The 15535-nt window shown below is 48.3% G+C and carries 12 protein-coding genes; 8 read left to right on the top strand and 4 right to left on the bottom strand.

Annotated elements, in window-relative coordinates:
• Positions 1–10: 10 nt before the first annotated feature.
• The 4 genes from WBJ53_RS24850 (at position 11) to WBJ53_RS24835 (ending at position 7776) form a co-directional block, all read left to right on the top strand.
• Positions 11–1534, top strand: a complete 1524-nt coding sequence (locus WBJ53_RS24850; RefSeq protein WP_338871226.1) for a SusD/RagB family nutrient-binding outer membrane lipoprotein — start codon at positions 11–13, stop codon at positions 1532–1534.
• Positions 1535–1645: 111 nt separating this feature from the next.
• Positions 1646–4561 (top strand): tetratricopeptide repeat protein, encoded by a 2916-nt coding sequence (locus tag WBJ53_RS24845; protein WP_338871224.1) that lies wholly within the window; start codon positions 1646–1648, stop codon positions 4559–4561.
• Between the two features lie 48 nt (positions 4562–4609).
• Positions 4610–6097 (top strand): carboxypeptidase, encoded by a 1488-nt coding sequence (locus tag WBJ53_RS24840; RefSeq protein ID WP_338871223.1) that lies wholly within the window; start codon positions 4610–4612, stop codon positions 6095–6097.
• A gap of 98 nt (positions 6098–6195) precedes the next feature.
• Positions 6196–7776: a carboxypeptidase gene (locus WBJ53_RS24835; RefSeq protein ID WP_338871221.1), complete on the top strand. Its 1581-nt coding sequence runs from the start codon at positions 6196–6198 to the stop codon at positions 7774–7776.
• 66 nt (positions 7777–7842) lie between these two features.
• On the opposite strand, the gene WBJ53_RS24830 is transcribed toward WBJ53_RS24835, so the two are convergent.
• Complete coding sequence (locus tag WBJ53_RS24830) at positions 7843–8958, bottom strand: proline dehydrogenase family protein (protein ID WP_338871219.1); 1116 nt, start codon at positions 8956–8958, stop codon at positions 7843–7845.
• A 513-nt stretch (positions 8959–9471) separates the two neighbouring features.
• Between WBJ53_RS24830 and WBJ53_RS24825 the strand changes: the two genes are divergently transcribed.
• On the top strand, positions 9472–10365 hold the full coding sequence (locus WBJ53_RS24825; RefSeq protein WP_338871218.1) for an AraC family transcriptional regulator: 894 nt from the start codon (positions 9472–9474) through the stop codon (positions 10363–10365).
• Positions 10366–10417: 52 nt separating this feature from the next.
• Here the strand turns inward: WBJ53_RS24825 and WBJ53_RS24820 are convergent, their stop codons facing one another.
• The 3 genes from WBJ53_RS24820 to galK form a co-directional block, all read right to left on the bottom strand.
• The gene (locus WBJ53_RS24820; RefSeq protein ID WP_338871216.1) at positions 10418–11098 is read right to left on the bottom strand and encodes an ATP-binding cassette domain-containing protein; all 681 of its coding nucleotides are present in this window, start codon (positions 11096–11098) and stop codon (positions 10418–10420) included.
• A gap of 78 nt (positions 11099–11176) precedes the next feature.
• On the bottom strand, positions 11177–11836 hold the full coding sequence (fsa, locus tag WBJ53_RS24815) for a fructose-6-phosphate aldolase (protein WP_338871214.1): 660 nt from the start codon (positions 11834–11836) through the stop codon (positions 11177–11179).
• 61 nt (positions 11837–11897) lie between these two features.
• Positions 11898–13079: a galactokinase gene (galK, locus tag WBJ53_RS24810; protein ID WP_338871212.1), complete on the bottom strand. Its 1182-nt coding sequence runs from the start codon at positions 13077–13079 to the stop codon at positions 11898–11900.
• Between the two features lie 296 nt (positions 13080–13375).
• Here galK and WBJ53_RS24805 point away from each other — a divergent pair, with 296 nt between their 5' ends.
• Genes WBJ53_RS24805 through WBJ53_RS24795 form a run of 3 tightly spaced genes read left to right on the top strand, consistent with a single transcriptional unit; the run spans position 13376 to position 15317 of the window.
• Complete coding sequence (locus tag WBJ53_RS24805) at positions 13376–14095, top strand: tetratricopeptide repeat protein (protein WP_338871210.1); 720 nt, start codon at positions 13376–13378, stop codon at positions 14093–14095.
• A 20-nt stretch (positions 14096–14115) separates the two neighbouring features.
• Positions 14116–14472: a transmembrane 220 family protein gene (locus tag WBJ53_RS24800; RefSeq protein WP_338871209.1), complete on the top strand. Its 357-nt coding sequence runs from the start codon at positions 14116–14118 to the stop codon at positions 14470–14472.
• A complete protein-coding gene (locus tag WBJ53_RS24795) occupies positions 14472–15317 on the top strand; it encodes a hydroxymethylglutaryl-CoA lyase (protein ID WP_338871208.1) in 846 nt (281 codons plus the stop codon). Before WBJ53_RS24800 ends, WBJ53_RS24795 begins: the two co-directional genes overlap by 1 nt.
• The last annotated feature ends 218 nt before the right edge of the window (positions 15318–15535 follow it).

The raw sequence follows: 15535 nt of genomic DNA, 5'->3' as shown, positions 1-15535 counted from the left end.
AACGGACATCATGAAGAAATTACTCTATACAAGTATTCTGGCAACGGGGCTGGCCCTTACTTCCTGTGAAACGTATCTGGATGTAAACAACGATCCCAACAATATCAAGAGTGTACAGGTATCGCAGTTGCTACCGTCGGTAACCGTAAACATTGGCTACATGGGCGCCAGCGATTTGCTGCGTTACTCAACGTTGCTGATTCAGCAATTCAGTGGTCAGGGACCAAATACGGGGTTTGCCACATTTAAAGAATATGAACGCTATAACATCAACAATTCCGATGTGAACAACCAGTGGGTAACCATCTTTGCCACGATTCTGAGCGATCTGGAACTGATGACCACGCAGGCTACGGAGGTTGGTAGTCCGCACTATGCCGGTGTGGGGAAAATTTTGAAAGCATTTGTTTATCAGACGGTTGTTGATGCCTGGGGCGATGTGCCATATACGGAAGCCAGCCGCCACAGTGCCAACTTCTACCCTAAGTTCGACGACGATGAAGCGATCTATGCGGATCTGATCCGGCTGCTCGATGAGGGGATTAAAGATGTTAGTGCCACTACGTCGGCCTTGTCGCCCAACACAAACACCACCATCTATGCAGGCTCTAGCTGGGCGGCTTCGCAGGCGCAGTGGATTAAGTTTGCCAATACGCTCAAACTGCGGCTATTTCTGCATTATTCGGCTAAAGATCCGGCCTATACTTCCCAGCAGATTACGGCGCTGATTAACAGTGGAGCGAAGTTTATGGAAAGCACATCCGATAATTTTCAGATGGCTTTTCTGTCGGAATCGCAGCGCCAGAATCCGCTCTATAGCATGGAGAACGGCCAGTTCAAGAACCAGTTTTTTCCGAACCGATTCATTGTCAATCTGATGAATTCGAAAAGCGATCCGCGTCGGTCAGCTTATTTTGTTCCGTTTCCATTCAATTCGAGTCCGGCAAGTTATAAGGGAGCCAGCGCTCTCGATCCTGATCCGTCGTCGGCGTATTCGCGCAATTATCGATACATCTACGGCACGCCATCATCGCCAAACACCGCCTTAATCAATACCGACGGTAGCCTGAAAGATGGAGCCATTACCTATGCCGGAAACGGACCTGCCCGTCTGCTCACCTTTGCCGAATACAATTTTATTCGGGCCGAGGCTGCTCTGATGTACGGCGCGCCGGGCAATGCGCAAAGCTTTTTTGAAGCGGGTATTAAAGCGTCGATGAGTGATGCGGGCATTGCTACGGCTGATATAAACACCTATCTGGCTGCTAATGGCACGCTGAAAGGAACGCAGACCGAAATGCTGGAGCAGATCATCAACGAGAAATACGTAGCGAACCATGCGGTGCTGATGGAGCCCTGGACGGATTACCGCCGGACGGGTTTCCCGGCACTGACCCCACTGAAAACGCCCTTTGCGATCTATGACGAAGTGCCGCATTCGTTATTCTACGCCCAGTCGGAAATCAGCAATAACCCCAACGCTAAGCAAAAAAGCTCGATGCTGGATCGGGTATTCTGGGATACGCGCAAATGAAATTTGGATTAGTCCGGTGTTTGCTGCCGAAGTCAATTACACTTCATCGATAAAAGACCACATAATCCCTAACTTCGGGTAGCAAACACCGGACTAACCCCCTACATCTGGATGCCTTTGGTAGTTATGGTAAAACAGTATTTACTCCCAATTCTTCTCCTGTGCATAGTAAGCACGTCGATGGCTCAATTGGTCAATGACACACAGTTGGCTAAGGCTAATCTGGAAACAGCGCGTTCGGAGATTCGCAATCAGTTGAAACAGGCAACAAAAGGGCAGGCCGCGCTCATCAAACAGATGCTCGATCTTGGCCTTTGGTCGGAGGCAACCGATGCCATCAACACCGCGAAAGGCCTCAGCCCTTCGGAAAAGGCTGTTTTGTGGGCCGAGTATCATTGGCTGATCAATGACTTTAAACAGGCCGAAAAAGATGTGAAGCTGGCGCTGGCTACCGACAAAACCAGTGCCTGGGCCAAACGACTGAAGGCCGTGCTGGCTATTGAAGCCTGGGACCTGGCAACGGCCGAAAAGCAGTGTAAAGCATTACTTGCCAGCAACCCAAACGACGAAGCAACATCGCTGGTGTTAGGGCGGGCCTTGCTGCTCCAGAAAAAATATTCTGAGGCACTGGCTGTTTCGAAAAAACTTCAGCAGAAAAACCCGAAGCAGGCTGGAGCTTATTTGCTCGAAGCCAATGTGTTTTTCTGGGATCAACACCCCGAACAGGCCGAAGCCCCGCTGGAAAAATCGCTTTCGCTCGATCCGTTCAATGCCGATGCCCGGTTTAGCTACGGCTACGCCATTTGGCGACGGATTGATGCCACACAGCTCAACGATATGGCTGCTCAATGGCAACTGGCGCTGGATATTAATCCGCTGCATTTTCAGACACACTGGCATTGGGGCAATGGGCATACCAACCTGACCTACGCCGACTATGCAGATAAAGACGAAAAAGAAATCCGCGAAAAATTAAAAGAAGCCGATAAGTTATTTCATGCTAAAAAACTGACCGAAGCAGTTGCCGTTACGCGTAAGCTGGAAAACGACTATCCGGCGTCGGTACTGCCTGCTATGCACCGGGGTTCGCTCTATTACAGCGATTTCGACACCCCCAACCGCACCGCTAATCTCGACTCGGCCCAGCAGGCATTCGTCGCTATCCTGAACAGGAAAAAACATTACGGACCTGCGCATAACGGACTGGCGGCCGTTATCAAATCGAAGCGGATTCCGTACCTGATGACCTATGATTCCATCACCAACGTACTCCGCACGACGAAAATCAATGATCCCGAACATTTTGCCGACGTATTTCCCGACCTAAGTTATTTTCCCGGCGATATGGCGAAGGCAATGGTCTGGAATCAGATGTACACCAGCGTGGTGTATTTTCCGTTTCTGTCCAAACAGGGTAATTCGTTTGCCGTTTCGCCACTCCACATCGATCTGGCTCTAACGATGCGCTCGCCTTCGTTTCGGTACACAACCACGTTCGACAACCGCCAGTGGATGGATATTCGGGGGGTTGGGAGCGGGGCCGCCGATATTGAATACGTAGAGCGGGGAGCCTATGAAGAGCGGAACGTGGTGCTGCACGAATATGTCCACCTGTTTCACGGTCGGGTTTTGACCGATGCCGAAAATCGGCAGATTCGGGAGCGATATTATGATGCCATGAAGAACCACCGGACGCTGGACTACTACTCGCAGAACAACGAATCGGAGTATTTTGCGCAAACCTATCCAGCTTATTTCGAACGGGTAAAAGTGCATCCGCTCGATTTTAAATCGATGAATATCACGGCTGAGCTGAAAAGTAAAGACCCCGAAATGTATAAATTTCTGGATGCGCTGGTGAAGAAAGAGCGGGCCTATCTGAACGGCGATCATGCGGTGATGGCTTCAAACTGGGCGCAGGTATATATCAACCTGAGTAACAAAGTGATCCGTACCGATCCGGGAAAGGCTGGCCGATACCTCGATACGGCATTGGTGTATGATAAAAAATACCTGCCTGCCTATCTGGCTTATGCCCGGTTAAAGCAGCAGCAAAAGGATTTCGACAAAGCATTGAGCTACATAAAAGCCGCTGAAGCGATTGATCCGAATTATGCACCAATTTATGTTGCCTATGCTAAATGGGAAGAAGATAAAGCAGGACCAGACGGGCAGTCGGCTGAGCTTGTAAAAACACAGGCCGCCTGGCTGCAAAAAGCACTGGCACTGGAAAAAGATTACCAGACCCGCGCCTACGATGCCATTCAGTTGCAGACTATGTATTTTCAGAATGGTCAGATTAGCGAAGCGATCAAAGCTGCCGAACACTACGCTGCTACCGGAGCCGACGTGTCGACCTATCTGCGCGACCGGCGCGACGACGCAAAAGCCTTTGCACTGGCTCGCCGGGCCATGTTAGGATATGCCAATCAGATTGATGCCCTGACAAAACTGGTCCGGCAACGGCCGCAGAATTATGAATTGCGGGGTATGTATGCCGATGCGCTACTGGCCATTGGGCGTTATCAGGAGGCTATTACGACCATGAAAGAAGTGCAACGCATTCTGGAAGCCGGTAAAAATCCACGTACCGATTTCGACCTTCGGATTGCCGAAGGGTATGCTAAAGTAGGGAAGCAGGATTCGCTGACGTATTTTCTCGACAAAGTTGTGGTCGAAAAGGCTGACCTGGATGGTATGTATAAGCAGCGTCTGGTGCGATTGCTGGCTGGTTCGAATCGAATGGCCGATGCCGAAAACCTCTACAAAAGTTTGCCTACGCAGGGAACACTACTCTATATGTCGTCGGCAATGCAGTCGGCAGGTGTGTTGAGCGCAGGAGCCGGACGGTTGGGCGAAGCGGTTTCGTTATTCAAAAAATCGCTGGCTTATAGTCCTTACAATCTGGATAGCTATATTGGCCTGGCTAATTTATATAAACAAAACCAAAACGAGGCCGAGCTAAAAGGGCTGCTGGCCAGTGCCAATCAGCTTGAAATTAAACCTGGCGAAGTGTCGGGATTATAAACTGCGAATAGATAGACAAATTTCTCTGGTTGATAAGTAAACCACTTTATGAAACAAACGATTACTCTGTTTCTGATTTGCCTTGTTACGCTAACTCGTTTGAGTGCTCAAAATCTCAGGTTAAAACTGGATGGCGATATAACGACTAAAGATCAGGTTACGATTAAAGGGAAAGCCGTTCCCTACAATGCTACAGCTGGCAATCAGCCAGTTTACGACGAAAATGGTAAACCCATTGCCACTCTTTTCTATGTGTATTACGAGCGCTCTGACGTGACCGATCGCACAACCCGGCCGTTGGTTATTTCGTTTAACGGTGGTCCCGGCGCTGCATCGTGCTGGATGCACATTGGTTACACGGGCCCCAAGCGCGTAATTATCGATAGCGAAGGGTATCCGCTCCAGCCCTATGGCGTTAAAGATAATCCGTATTCGATTCTGGATGTGGCTGATATTGTGTATGTTGAACCGGTCAATACGGGCTTTTCGCGGGCGGTCAACGACTCAATTCCCAAATCGAAGTTCTTTGGCGTCAATGCCGATATCAAGTACCTGGCCGAATGGCTCAATGTATTCGTAACCCGCAAAAATCGCTGGCCGTCGCCCAAATACCTGATCGGGGAGAGTTATGGCACCACGCGCGTATCGGGACTGGCTTTAGCCCTACAGAATGCCGACTGGATGTACCTCAACGGCGTTATTCTGGTGTCGCCAACCGATCTGGGAATTGAACGGGGTGGGCCAATTGAAGCGGCTAATCTGTTGCCATACTATGCGGCCACAGCCTGGTATCATAAGAAACTGCCTACTGAGCTTCAACAAAAAGACCTGACCGCTATGTTGCCTGAGGTTGAGCAGTTTACCATGGACGAGCTGACCCCGGCCCTGGTAAAAGGTGGTTTCCTGGAGGCCGATAAGAAAAAACAGTTGGCTAGTAAAGTATCGCGCTATTCGGGCTTGTCGGAAAAAGTCGTGCTGGAGCATAACCTGATGATTCCGGCCACTTTCTACTGGAAAGAATTACTACGCGACAAAGGATATCAGATTGGGCGTCTGGACTCGCGCTATCTGGGTATCGACCGGCAAACAGCAGGCGAACGTCCCGATTATGCCGCCGAGTACACGTCGTGGCAGCATTCCTTTACACCTGCCATCAATTATTATCTGCGTGAGCATTTGAACTACAAGACCGATCTGAAATATTACATTGCGGGCCAAACCCGTCCCTGGGATCGTGAAGGTGCTAACCGGGATCAGACAGGTGAAAACCTGCGGCAGGCCATGGCCCAGAATCCATATCTGCACGTGATGATTCAGTCGGGCTATTTCGATGGGGCTACGGATTATTTCAATGCCAAATTCAACCTGTGGCACATCGACCCGAGTGGTAAACTGAAAAACCGTCTGGATTGGAAAGGCTACCGTGGTGGGCATATGATGTATCTCCGCGATGAAGACCTGGCTACATCGACCGACGATATTCGTGCTTTTATCCAGAAATCGCTGCCCAAGCCCGATCAACCGGCGAAGTACTAGTTTTTAGCGTTTTCAGTGCTCTGCAGAAGTTGGGCTATAGACAGGCAGAGCCCTGAAAACTATAAACCGAAAATTTATTTCAAACCACGAAACAATACATGAAACGCCTTGCTGTTCTATTACTTATTGCTTTAACCTCGGGCTCATTGTCGTTTGCCCAGGGACAACGCGGGCAACGCACTGCTGCAGCCACTCCAGCCGAAGGTTCAGCCCCTCGACCAGCCGCCAGTGCTTCGGCCAAACCTGCGCCCGGCGACCTGACCTTGCCGATGGATTCGACCGTAACCACAACCCATACAATTACGATCAAAGGACAGCGGGTGCCTTTTACGGCAACAGTTGGCACTCAGCCAGTTTGGGACGAAAATGGTAAGCCTATTGCCGGGGTATTTTATACCTATTACGAGCGCTCGGATGTGAAAGACCGCACGGCTCGCCCATTGGTGATTTCGTTCAATGGTGGGCCTGGAACGGCTTCGGTCTGGATGCACCTGGCGTATACGGGACCTAAACTGCTCAATATCGACAGCGAAGGATATCCCCTGCAACCGTATACGGTGAAAGACAACCCAAATTCGCTGCTCGACGTTGCCGACATTGTGTATATCGATCCGGTCAATACGGGCTATTCGCGGATGGCTAATAAAGATGTTCCGAGGGCAAAGTTCTTTGGCGTGAATTCCGATATTAAATACCTGGCCGAGTGGCTCAATGTGTTCGTAACCCGCAAGAATCGCTGGCCGTCGCCTAAATACCTGATTGGCGAAAGCTATGGCACCACGCGCGTGTCGGGGCTGGCGCTGGAGTTACAGAATGCTAGCTGGATGTACCTCAATGGTGTAATTTTAGTATCGCCTACCGATCTGGGTATCAATCGGGAAGGGCCAGTCGGGGCGGCTAATCTGTTGCCATACTATGCCGCTACGGCCTGGTTTCACAAACGGTTGCCGTCCGACCTTCAGCAAAAAGACCTGACCGCTATGTTGCCTGAGGTCGAGCAATTTACGATTAACGAGTTTATTCCGGCACTGGCCCGAGGAGGGTTTATCGATCCACAAAAGCGGAAGGATATTGCTACCAAAGTAGCCCGTTATTCGGGCTTGTCGGAAAAAGTCGTGCTGGAGCATAACCTGATGATTCCGACGTCGTTTTTCTGGAAAGAACTACTGCGCGACAAAGGCTATACCATTGGGCGTCTGGATTCGCGCTATCTGGGTATCGATCGTGAAGATGCAGGTGAGCGTCCCGATTATTCGCCGGAGCTTACGTCGTGGCTGCACTCATTTGCCGCCCCAATCAACTACTATTTCCGTGAATTCCTGAACTACAAAACCGACCTGAAATATTATATGTTTGGTCCCGTACATCCGTGGGATCGCAGCGGGGCCAACGCCGACCATACGGGCGAAAACTTACGGCAGGCCATGGCCCAGAATCCTTATCTGCACTTACTGGTCCAGTCGGGTTATTACGATGGCGCCTGCGATTATTTCGGCGCTCAGTATAATATGTGGCAGATGGACCCTAGTGGGAAACTGAAAGATCGCATGGGCTGGAAAGGCTATCGCAGCGGTCACATGATGTACCTGCGTCAGGAAGACCTCGTAAAAGCCAACGACGACCTGCGCGAGTTCATCAAAAAATCAACCCCAAAACCGAATCAGCCAGCAAAGTATTAGTTCACAGTTTTCTGTGCGCTACGATGATCGGTGGTATGCTTTTAGGCGGAGTCTCTGAAAACTTTTTTAAATTCCTCTGCGCTTTATTTCCTGTTCAATTAAAAACAGCTCCCTGCTGGTCTGGCCAGCAACGGAGCTGTTTTCCTGTGCTCTGCGCATCAGGTAGGGGATAACATCGTCGATTGGGCCATAGGGGAGGTACTTGCTTGCGTGGCAACCTAGTTTAGCGAGGTTGAACGTAATGTTGTCGCTCATGCCATACAATTGAGAAAACTGAATGTGAGGGTGATTGTAGGGCAGATTGGCTTCTTCCATCAGTTGAACGGCCAGCTGGGCGCTATACTCGTTATGCGAAGCAATAATGAGCGAAATACGGTCGATATGCTGGATACTATATGCGATGGCCGCATTGAAATCGCGGTCGCTGGCCGGTTTGTTGGGTTGAATGGGAGAAACTTCCTGAAGCAACGCTGCCCGATTGCGTTCTTTTTCCATGTAAGCGCCACGAACGATCTTAGCACCCAGCAAAAACCTGTTTTTCAGAGCGATTGCATAGCTGCGTTTCAGAAACTCAAGTCGATCGTGTCGGTAAAGCTGAATGGTGTTGAAAACAACTGCTTTCTGGGAGTTATATTGTTGCATAACCTGCATGGTTAGGGCATCAATCGTATTCTGAATCCAGGATTCTTCGGCATCAATCAGGATACCTACGTTTTTTTGGGCCGCCAGTTCACAAATGGCTACAACTCGCTGAACAACACGTGCCCATTCCTGCTGTTCATTTGGGCTGGTCGAGCTGATGTCGATACTGACCTGATCTTGCCCGAAGGTTACCAGCAGATTTAATTTTTCTAATAAGGCAAACCGGGCCAGGGCCGTCAGTTTAATACCGATTAGGGGAATATTCTCCTGACGGGCAGCATGATTGATTACTCGTATGAATTCATTTTTTGCGTTATCGAAAGCACCCTCGCTTTCTTTACCTTCGGCACCGTAATCAAGGATGACATCAATAGCGAATTGCTTCAGCTTATTGCTAATGGCAATTGTTTCGTCCAGGGTCTCACCGCCTACGAACTGGTCGAAGATAGTTGACCGGAGCAAGCCTTTTATTGGGAGATGCCATTTGATAGCCAGCAGCGCAGCATTCGTGCCTATTTTAACCAGCCAGCCCTGATTCATTAGCTGAAAAAGCCGATGTGTTTTTTTTAACTGAGAATCTGACTTATAAATAAAAGCCTGCTCAGTATCGTTAAATGAGATTTTAGCTTTTAAATCCATGCTTTTTTTTCAAATCTACAGTTAGAATAAACGCAATAATCTGTCTGGCAATTTTCGATTATACTTGGATAATTATTGCATACTACTCAGATTGGTAATTGATTTTTGTATTGAGTACATACCCGAACACCTGAACTTACTTTAGGTAAGTATAGTAAAAACCATTATGCGCTTTTTAGGTTTATTGAGTAGTGATAAGTATTAATACTTAAGTTATATTTTTTTTATCAATAAATTGCTATAATAGTTTTTAATTTTCTCTTAATTTGGTTTACGCTATAATACGCATCCTGTTATCTTGCAACAACGAGTTTAGCATACTAAGTACAAATCAATGAACAGTTTAGATATTGCTGTACTTGACTTTGAATAGTGTAATTTCGTTTTAGAAAAATAATAGCTATCGCCTTGTTCATGAAAGTGCTGGAATTTATTCCCCCGGTTCCAAAGCAGGATTCGGTAGTTGTGGACGAAGACATCCTGCCTCATTTTTATAATTACTTTCATCGGCATAAACAATTACAGGTTACGATCATTCTGCGGGGAGAGGGAACACTTATAGCCGGAAACTATAGCCAGGCGTTTAAGCCCGGCGACGTATATATTCTGGGCGCATATCAACCCCACATTTTTAAGTCGGACCCTTCCTATTTTAACGATCTTGCCGAAATGAGTGCCCATGCTATTCATGTCTATTTCGATCAGGAGCGACTGCCAAAACAATTTTTTGGCCTTCCCGAAATGGATTCGATTAGTAGCTTCTTAAACACTACTAAAAATGGCCTGCAATTGCCAGCAGAATATTCCACCTATGTTGGTCGGATATTAACAAAACTAAAAAGCAAAAATAGCCTCGATCGACTGCTGACATTTATTAAATTGTTTGACTACTTCGCTAAGCAGGTGCGTGGCTGGAAATCGTTGGATTCTGGTTTGTCGAATAGCTATTTTTCTGACTCTGAAGGTATTCGTATGAATGAAGTGTTTCAGTATACGCTGGAGCACTATGCCGAAAATATCACGCTGAATAAAATAGCCGAAATAGCCCATATCACTCCACATGCTTTTTGTAAATATTTCAAGAAGCACACCCGGAAAACATACAATACGTTTCTAAACGAAATTCGTATTAGCGAAGCCTGTAAGAAAATTATCAATAGCAATCATGACGGGATTTCGACTATTGCCTATTCTACCGGTTTCAATAGCCCTACTAATTTCAATCGGGTTTTCCGAAAGACAATAGGAATGTCGCCCCGCGACTATATCCGGGAATATAAGAGCAAACTCGATAAGCTTGCCAACTGAACAGGAGCAACTTTATCGGGAGAAAGAAATACTGCAGAAAACGGAGGAAAGATTAACCTTTTAGTTCAATCACCTGCCCATCCTGGCAGCGCAGAACGCGGGCAGGATATTTGTTCAGCAGGTCGTAGTTATGAGTTGCCATTAGCACAGCCGTTCCTGCATTGTTAATGGCCTGAAAAACTTTCATGATCTGATCCGCAACGGCAGGGTCGAGGTTACCCGTGGGCTCGTCGGCAATGAGCACCAGCGGTTCGTTGAGCATGGCCCGTGCAATAACCACCCGTTGCTGTTCGCCCCCCGAAAGCTGATGGGGCATTTTTTTCTGGGCCGTACCCAGACCAACCTGCATCAGCACATCGGCAATGCGGTTGTTCATATCTACTTTTTTCGTCCAGCCGGTAGCCCGGAGAACAAAGCGCAGGTTTTCTTCGACCGACCGATCAAAAAATAGCTGAAAGTCCTGAAACACGATGCCTATCTTACGGCGCAGAAACGGAACGTCGCGGGGTTTTAGTTTATCGAGCGAATAGCCCGCAACAAACCCTTTGCCATTCTGAAGCCATAAATCGGCATATAATGTTTTTAGTAGAGAAGTTTTACCACTGCCTGTTCGCCCGATTAGGTAGGCAAAATCGCCTTTATTGATTTGAAACGACACATCGCCCAGAATCAGCTTGGTTCCCTGATAGATGTCCGCATGATCGAGGCTAAGAACAGGTTCGGTAGAAAACATAGTATCGGTTTACGGTTGTCAGATTTACGCTATACGATACGAGCGAAATCATACCGTATAGCGTAAATCAAGAACGAATTATTGTGCAGACGCTTTCGCATGGTCGGCCAGGAATTTAGCCAGACCGCTGTCGGTAAGTGGGTGATTCAGTAAGGCTTTAATAACGCTCAATGGGGCTGTCATTACATCGGCACCAATTTCAGCGCACTGGATAACGTGCATTGGGTGACGAACAGAGGCTGCCAGCACTTCGGTAGTGAAACCGTAGTTTGTGAAAATAGTTACGATTTGTTCGATCAGGGCCATACCATCGGTCGAAATATCGTCTAACCGACCAACAAATGGCGACACAAACGAAGCCCCTGCTTTAGCCGCCAGTAGGGCCTGACCTGCCGAGAAAATAAGCGTACAGTTGGTACGAATGCCTTTTTCAGAGAAATATTTGATGGCTTTTACACCGTCGGCGGTCATTGGAACTTTCACCACGATGTTCTCGTCGATTTCGGCCAGTTCGTCGCCTTCTTTGATCATCTCTTCGTAGTTAACCGAGATAACTTCTGCGCTTACATCTCCTTCCACGATTTCGCAGATTTGTTTGTAGTGGCGCATCACGTTGTCTTTGCCGGTGATACCTTCTTTGGCCATCAGCGATGGGTTAGTCGTGACGCCGTCGAGAATTCCCATTGCCTGGGCTTCGCGAATGTCGGCCAGATTGGCCGTGTCAATAAAAAATTTCATAGTTAAACAGAATTAAAAAGTCGTATGGCGGTAAGTCAGTGAGATGGTAAAGCAACAAATCTTACCGACTTACTGACTTGCTGACCAGGTTCGTACCATTTTGAATTTTGCAGACGTGAAGGTACGTATCTTTCCCCGTTTGGGCTTTATATTGTTTGATAATCAGTTGCCTGAAATCGTCCAGATGGTCTTCCTGAACTAAGTTTATGGTGCAGCCACCAAACCCGCCACCCATCATTCGGGCTCCTAGTACGCCGGGATGCTGACGGGCTATTTCGACCAAAATATCCAGTTCCGGACAGCTTACTTCATACCATTGGCTTAGCCCTTCGTGCGACCCATACATCAGTTGACCAAACGCGCTGATATTGCCTGTTTCCAGAGCTGCAACCCCATCGAGCAATCGTTGATTTTCCTGAACGACATAAGCACACCGACGATAGATGAGCGGCTGCGTATGCTTCAAATGCGTGTCGAGCATGGTCATGGTAACATCGCGCAGGCTGTTGACTTCTGGATAGAACGCTTTCAGAAAGCGGACCCCTGCTTCACATTCGGCCCGGCGTGTATTGTATTCCGACGAAACAAGTGAGTGCTTCACCCGCGAATCGCAAAGGACAATGCTGATGCCATCCATTTGCAGCGGAGCGTAAGCATATTCGAGCGAACGACAATCGAGTTTGATAACATGATCGGCCCGGCCCATCATGCTGGCAAACATATCCATAATGCCAACCTTGGCCCCAACGAATTCGTTTTCGGCCCGTTGCGATAGTTTCAGCATGGTAATTCGGTCGAGCCCTAGCTGAAACATTTCGTTGAGAGCAAAACCAACGCCATTTTCGAGCGCTGCCGACGACGACAGCCCCGAGCCCATCGGAATGGTACCCGTAAAGAGGCAATTGAATCCGCTAATCTGCTGACCTGCCAGTATGAACTGAGCAACAACCCCCAGCAGATAGTCGGCCCAGGTATGTGTTGGCGACAGGTCGTTCAATGAGCCCTGAAACGATTTATTCAGATCGTAGGCCACAAAATGCAGTTCATTATCGGTGCGTGGACTTACGGCCAAATAAATGGCTTTATCGATAGCGGCTGGCAGAACGAAGCCTTCGTTATAGTCGGTATGCTCGCCAATAAGATTTACGCGGCCGGGAGAACAAATCAGAAGTGGCTCGCTGGCGGTTGATTCGGTATGAAATGCGTCGGCAAACGACGCCGTAAGTTGGCTGAGCAGGTCCATGTAGGCAGTCAAGAATTTAGCGGCCAGCTAAAGGAAATCCGCTAAACATACTAGTTGATTCCGCGAAACTACAATTCGTGATGTACGGAAACAAAAAATGGCAAACCAATGTCTCACCGCTACAACCACCTACCCTTGCTTCGGTCAAGACCTGGGGGATTCAGCAGGAGCTGGTAGCACCGATTTGCCGATGCAAAGTTAAGCAAATGTTAGACAAACGACCAAATTTCGCCCGTACCTTTGTGAAAAATCATTTGCGGTACTCTTTTGCTCTTTCACTCATTCGCTCTTTAAAAATGATGCGTTCATACTATAGTATTTGTGTTATTTTGTTGATTTTCACTGCCTGTACGTCCGCTGATAAAAACCTGCAACAGGGACGGGATTATTTAAAGCAGGGGAAATTTCGGGAGGCTATTCAGGTTTTGAATCAGGCCATTGAAGCTGATGCCGATAATGTGGAAGCCTTTAATTCGCGTGGAGTAGCTTATTTTGAATTGAAAGAATATGCTAATGCGACGCTGGATTATGATCAGGCCATCAAGCTGGAACCTGGTTTTTACCGGCCATACTACAACCGGGCTTTACTAAAAGTTGCTGAGAATGATCTGACGGGAGCGCTGAAAGACTATTCAGATGCTATTCGGCTGGCACCCGACACCGGCCGGAGCATACGTTCCGAAATTTTTCTGAACCGAGGGCAGTTGCTGGCCGCTCAGGGACAAATTCAGCCTGCTCTTAACGATTTTTCGCAGGCAATTACGTTAGATTCCAGGAATGCGCTGGCTTTGTATAATCGGGGCAATCTGCGATTTCAGCAGAAAGACCTCGCTGGAGCTACTGCCGACTTTCAGCAGGCCGTACAGGCCGATCCTAAATTTGGGAAGGCATTTTATGGATTAGGGATTGCTCAAATTTTGCAGAACCAGCGCGAAAGCGCCTGCCTAAGTCTGAAACAGGCTCAAAACCTGGGGTATGCTGATGCCGCTAATGCTGTTGCCGAATATTGTAAATGAGTGCTATTTCGATTTAACCCATGCGTAAAATACTTTCTATTGTTTTCGGGCTCCTGTTTTTGTTGTTTGCTGCTGTTCAGTATAACGATCCGGACCCCGAGGTTTGGATACCTATCTATGCGCTGGCAGCCATTGCCTGTTTTATGACCTATGCCGGGCTGGCTCGCTGGTGGTTTCTGGCCATAATGGCGATTATGTATGTCATTGCCGCTATTTATCAGTGGCCGCCCGTGTTCGAAGGGTTTTTGTTTAGTGAAGTGGGTATGCGGAGCATGAATATCGAAATGGCGCGCGAAGCAGGTGGACTGGCCATTTGTGCTATTATAATGATATTTCTGGCCGTTCTGTCGCGACCGAATCAACCCCTTTCGCGCTAATGAAGCTGGTAGAATGCCCGCGCGACGCCATGCAGGGGCTAGGCCATTTTGTGCCAACGGATCTGAAAATTCGCTACCTCAATGCGTTGCTGCGGGTTGGTTTCGATACGCTCGACTTCGGTAGTTTTGTGTCGCCCAAAGCCATTCCGCAACTGCGCGATACGGCCGACGTATTAGCCGGGCTCGATCTGTCGGCTACGAAAACAAAACTATTGGCCATCGTTGCCAATGTACGGGGTGCCGAACAGGCCGCCGAATTTGATACTATTCCGTATATTGGATTTCCGCTTTCGGTATCCGAAACGTTTCAACAGCGCAACACCAACAAGTCTATCGTTCAGGCATTTGAGGAGGTAAGTCAGATTCAGAACCTTTGTGTTCGGACAGGTAAACAACTGGTCGTATACCTGTCGATGGGATTCGGAAATCCGTATGGCGATCCCTACAGTCCTGAACTGGTCAGCGCCTTTACCGACCAGCTCAGGGCTATGGAGATTCAACTGATTGCACCATCTGACACCATTGGGTCGTCGACGCCCGAAAGCATCGAAACGTTGTTTAAACACTTGCTTGCCAATTTTCCGTCAATCGAATTCGGGGCGCATTTACACGCCCTGCCCGCTGAGGCTAATGCTAAAGTACGGGCGGCTGTACGGGCAGGTGTTCGGCGTATTGATGGTGCTTTACGTGGTTTCGGAGGGTGCCCAATGGCAGCCGACAATTTGACCGGAAATTTGCCTACCGAATCAATTATTGAAACGCTTATAGCCGAAAACGTTGACCTACAGCTTGATATGGCCGCTTTTCAGGTGGCAATGGCACTCTCGGCGGAGGTGTTTGTGTGAGCAATTTAGATGGGTAAACGTACTACCTGCCGGTAAAGCATATCAAAGAATTGACCAGGACATTTCAACAAGGATTGAGGGCTTTTTTATAAAACTTTCTAACCGCGTAGCGCCGTAGCATTTTGGCAGTAAGAACCTGATAAGCCTGCTTCTACAACCCTGTCATGCCGTTGGCATTTTATGGAAAAGCCCTGAACAGCGACTGACGAATGGTGTAA

Source organism: Spirosoma sp. SC4-14 (genome assembly GCF_037201965.1).
In the GTDB taxonomy this organism is placed as follows: Bacteria; Bacteroidota; Bacteroidia; order Cytophagales; family Spirosomataceae; genus Spirosoma.
Note: the sequence above shows the minus strand (reverse complement) of the source record. Positions and strands in the feature narration are given on the sequence as shown.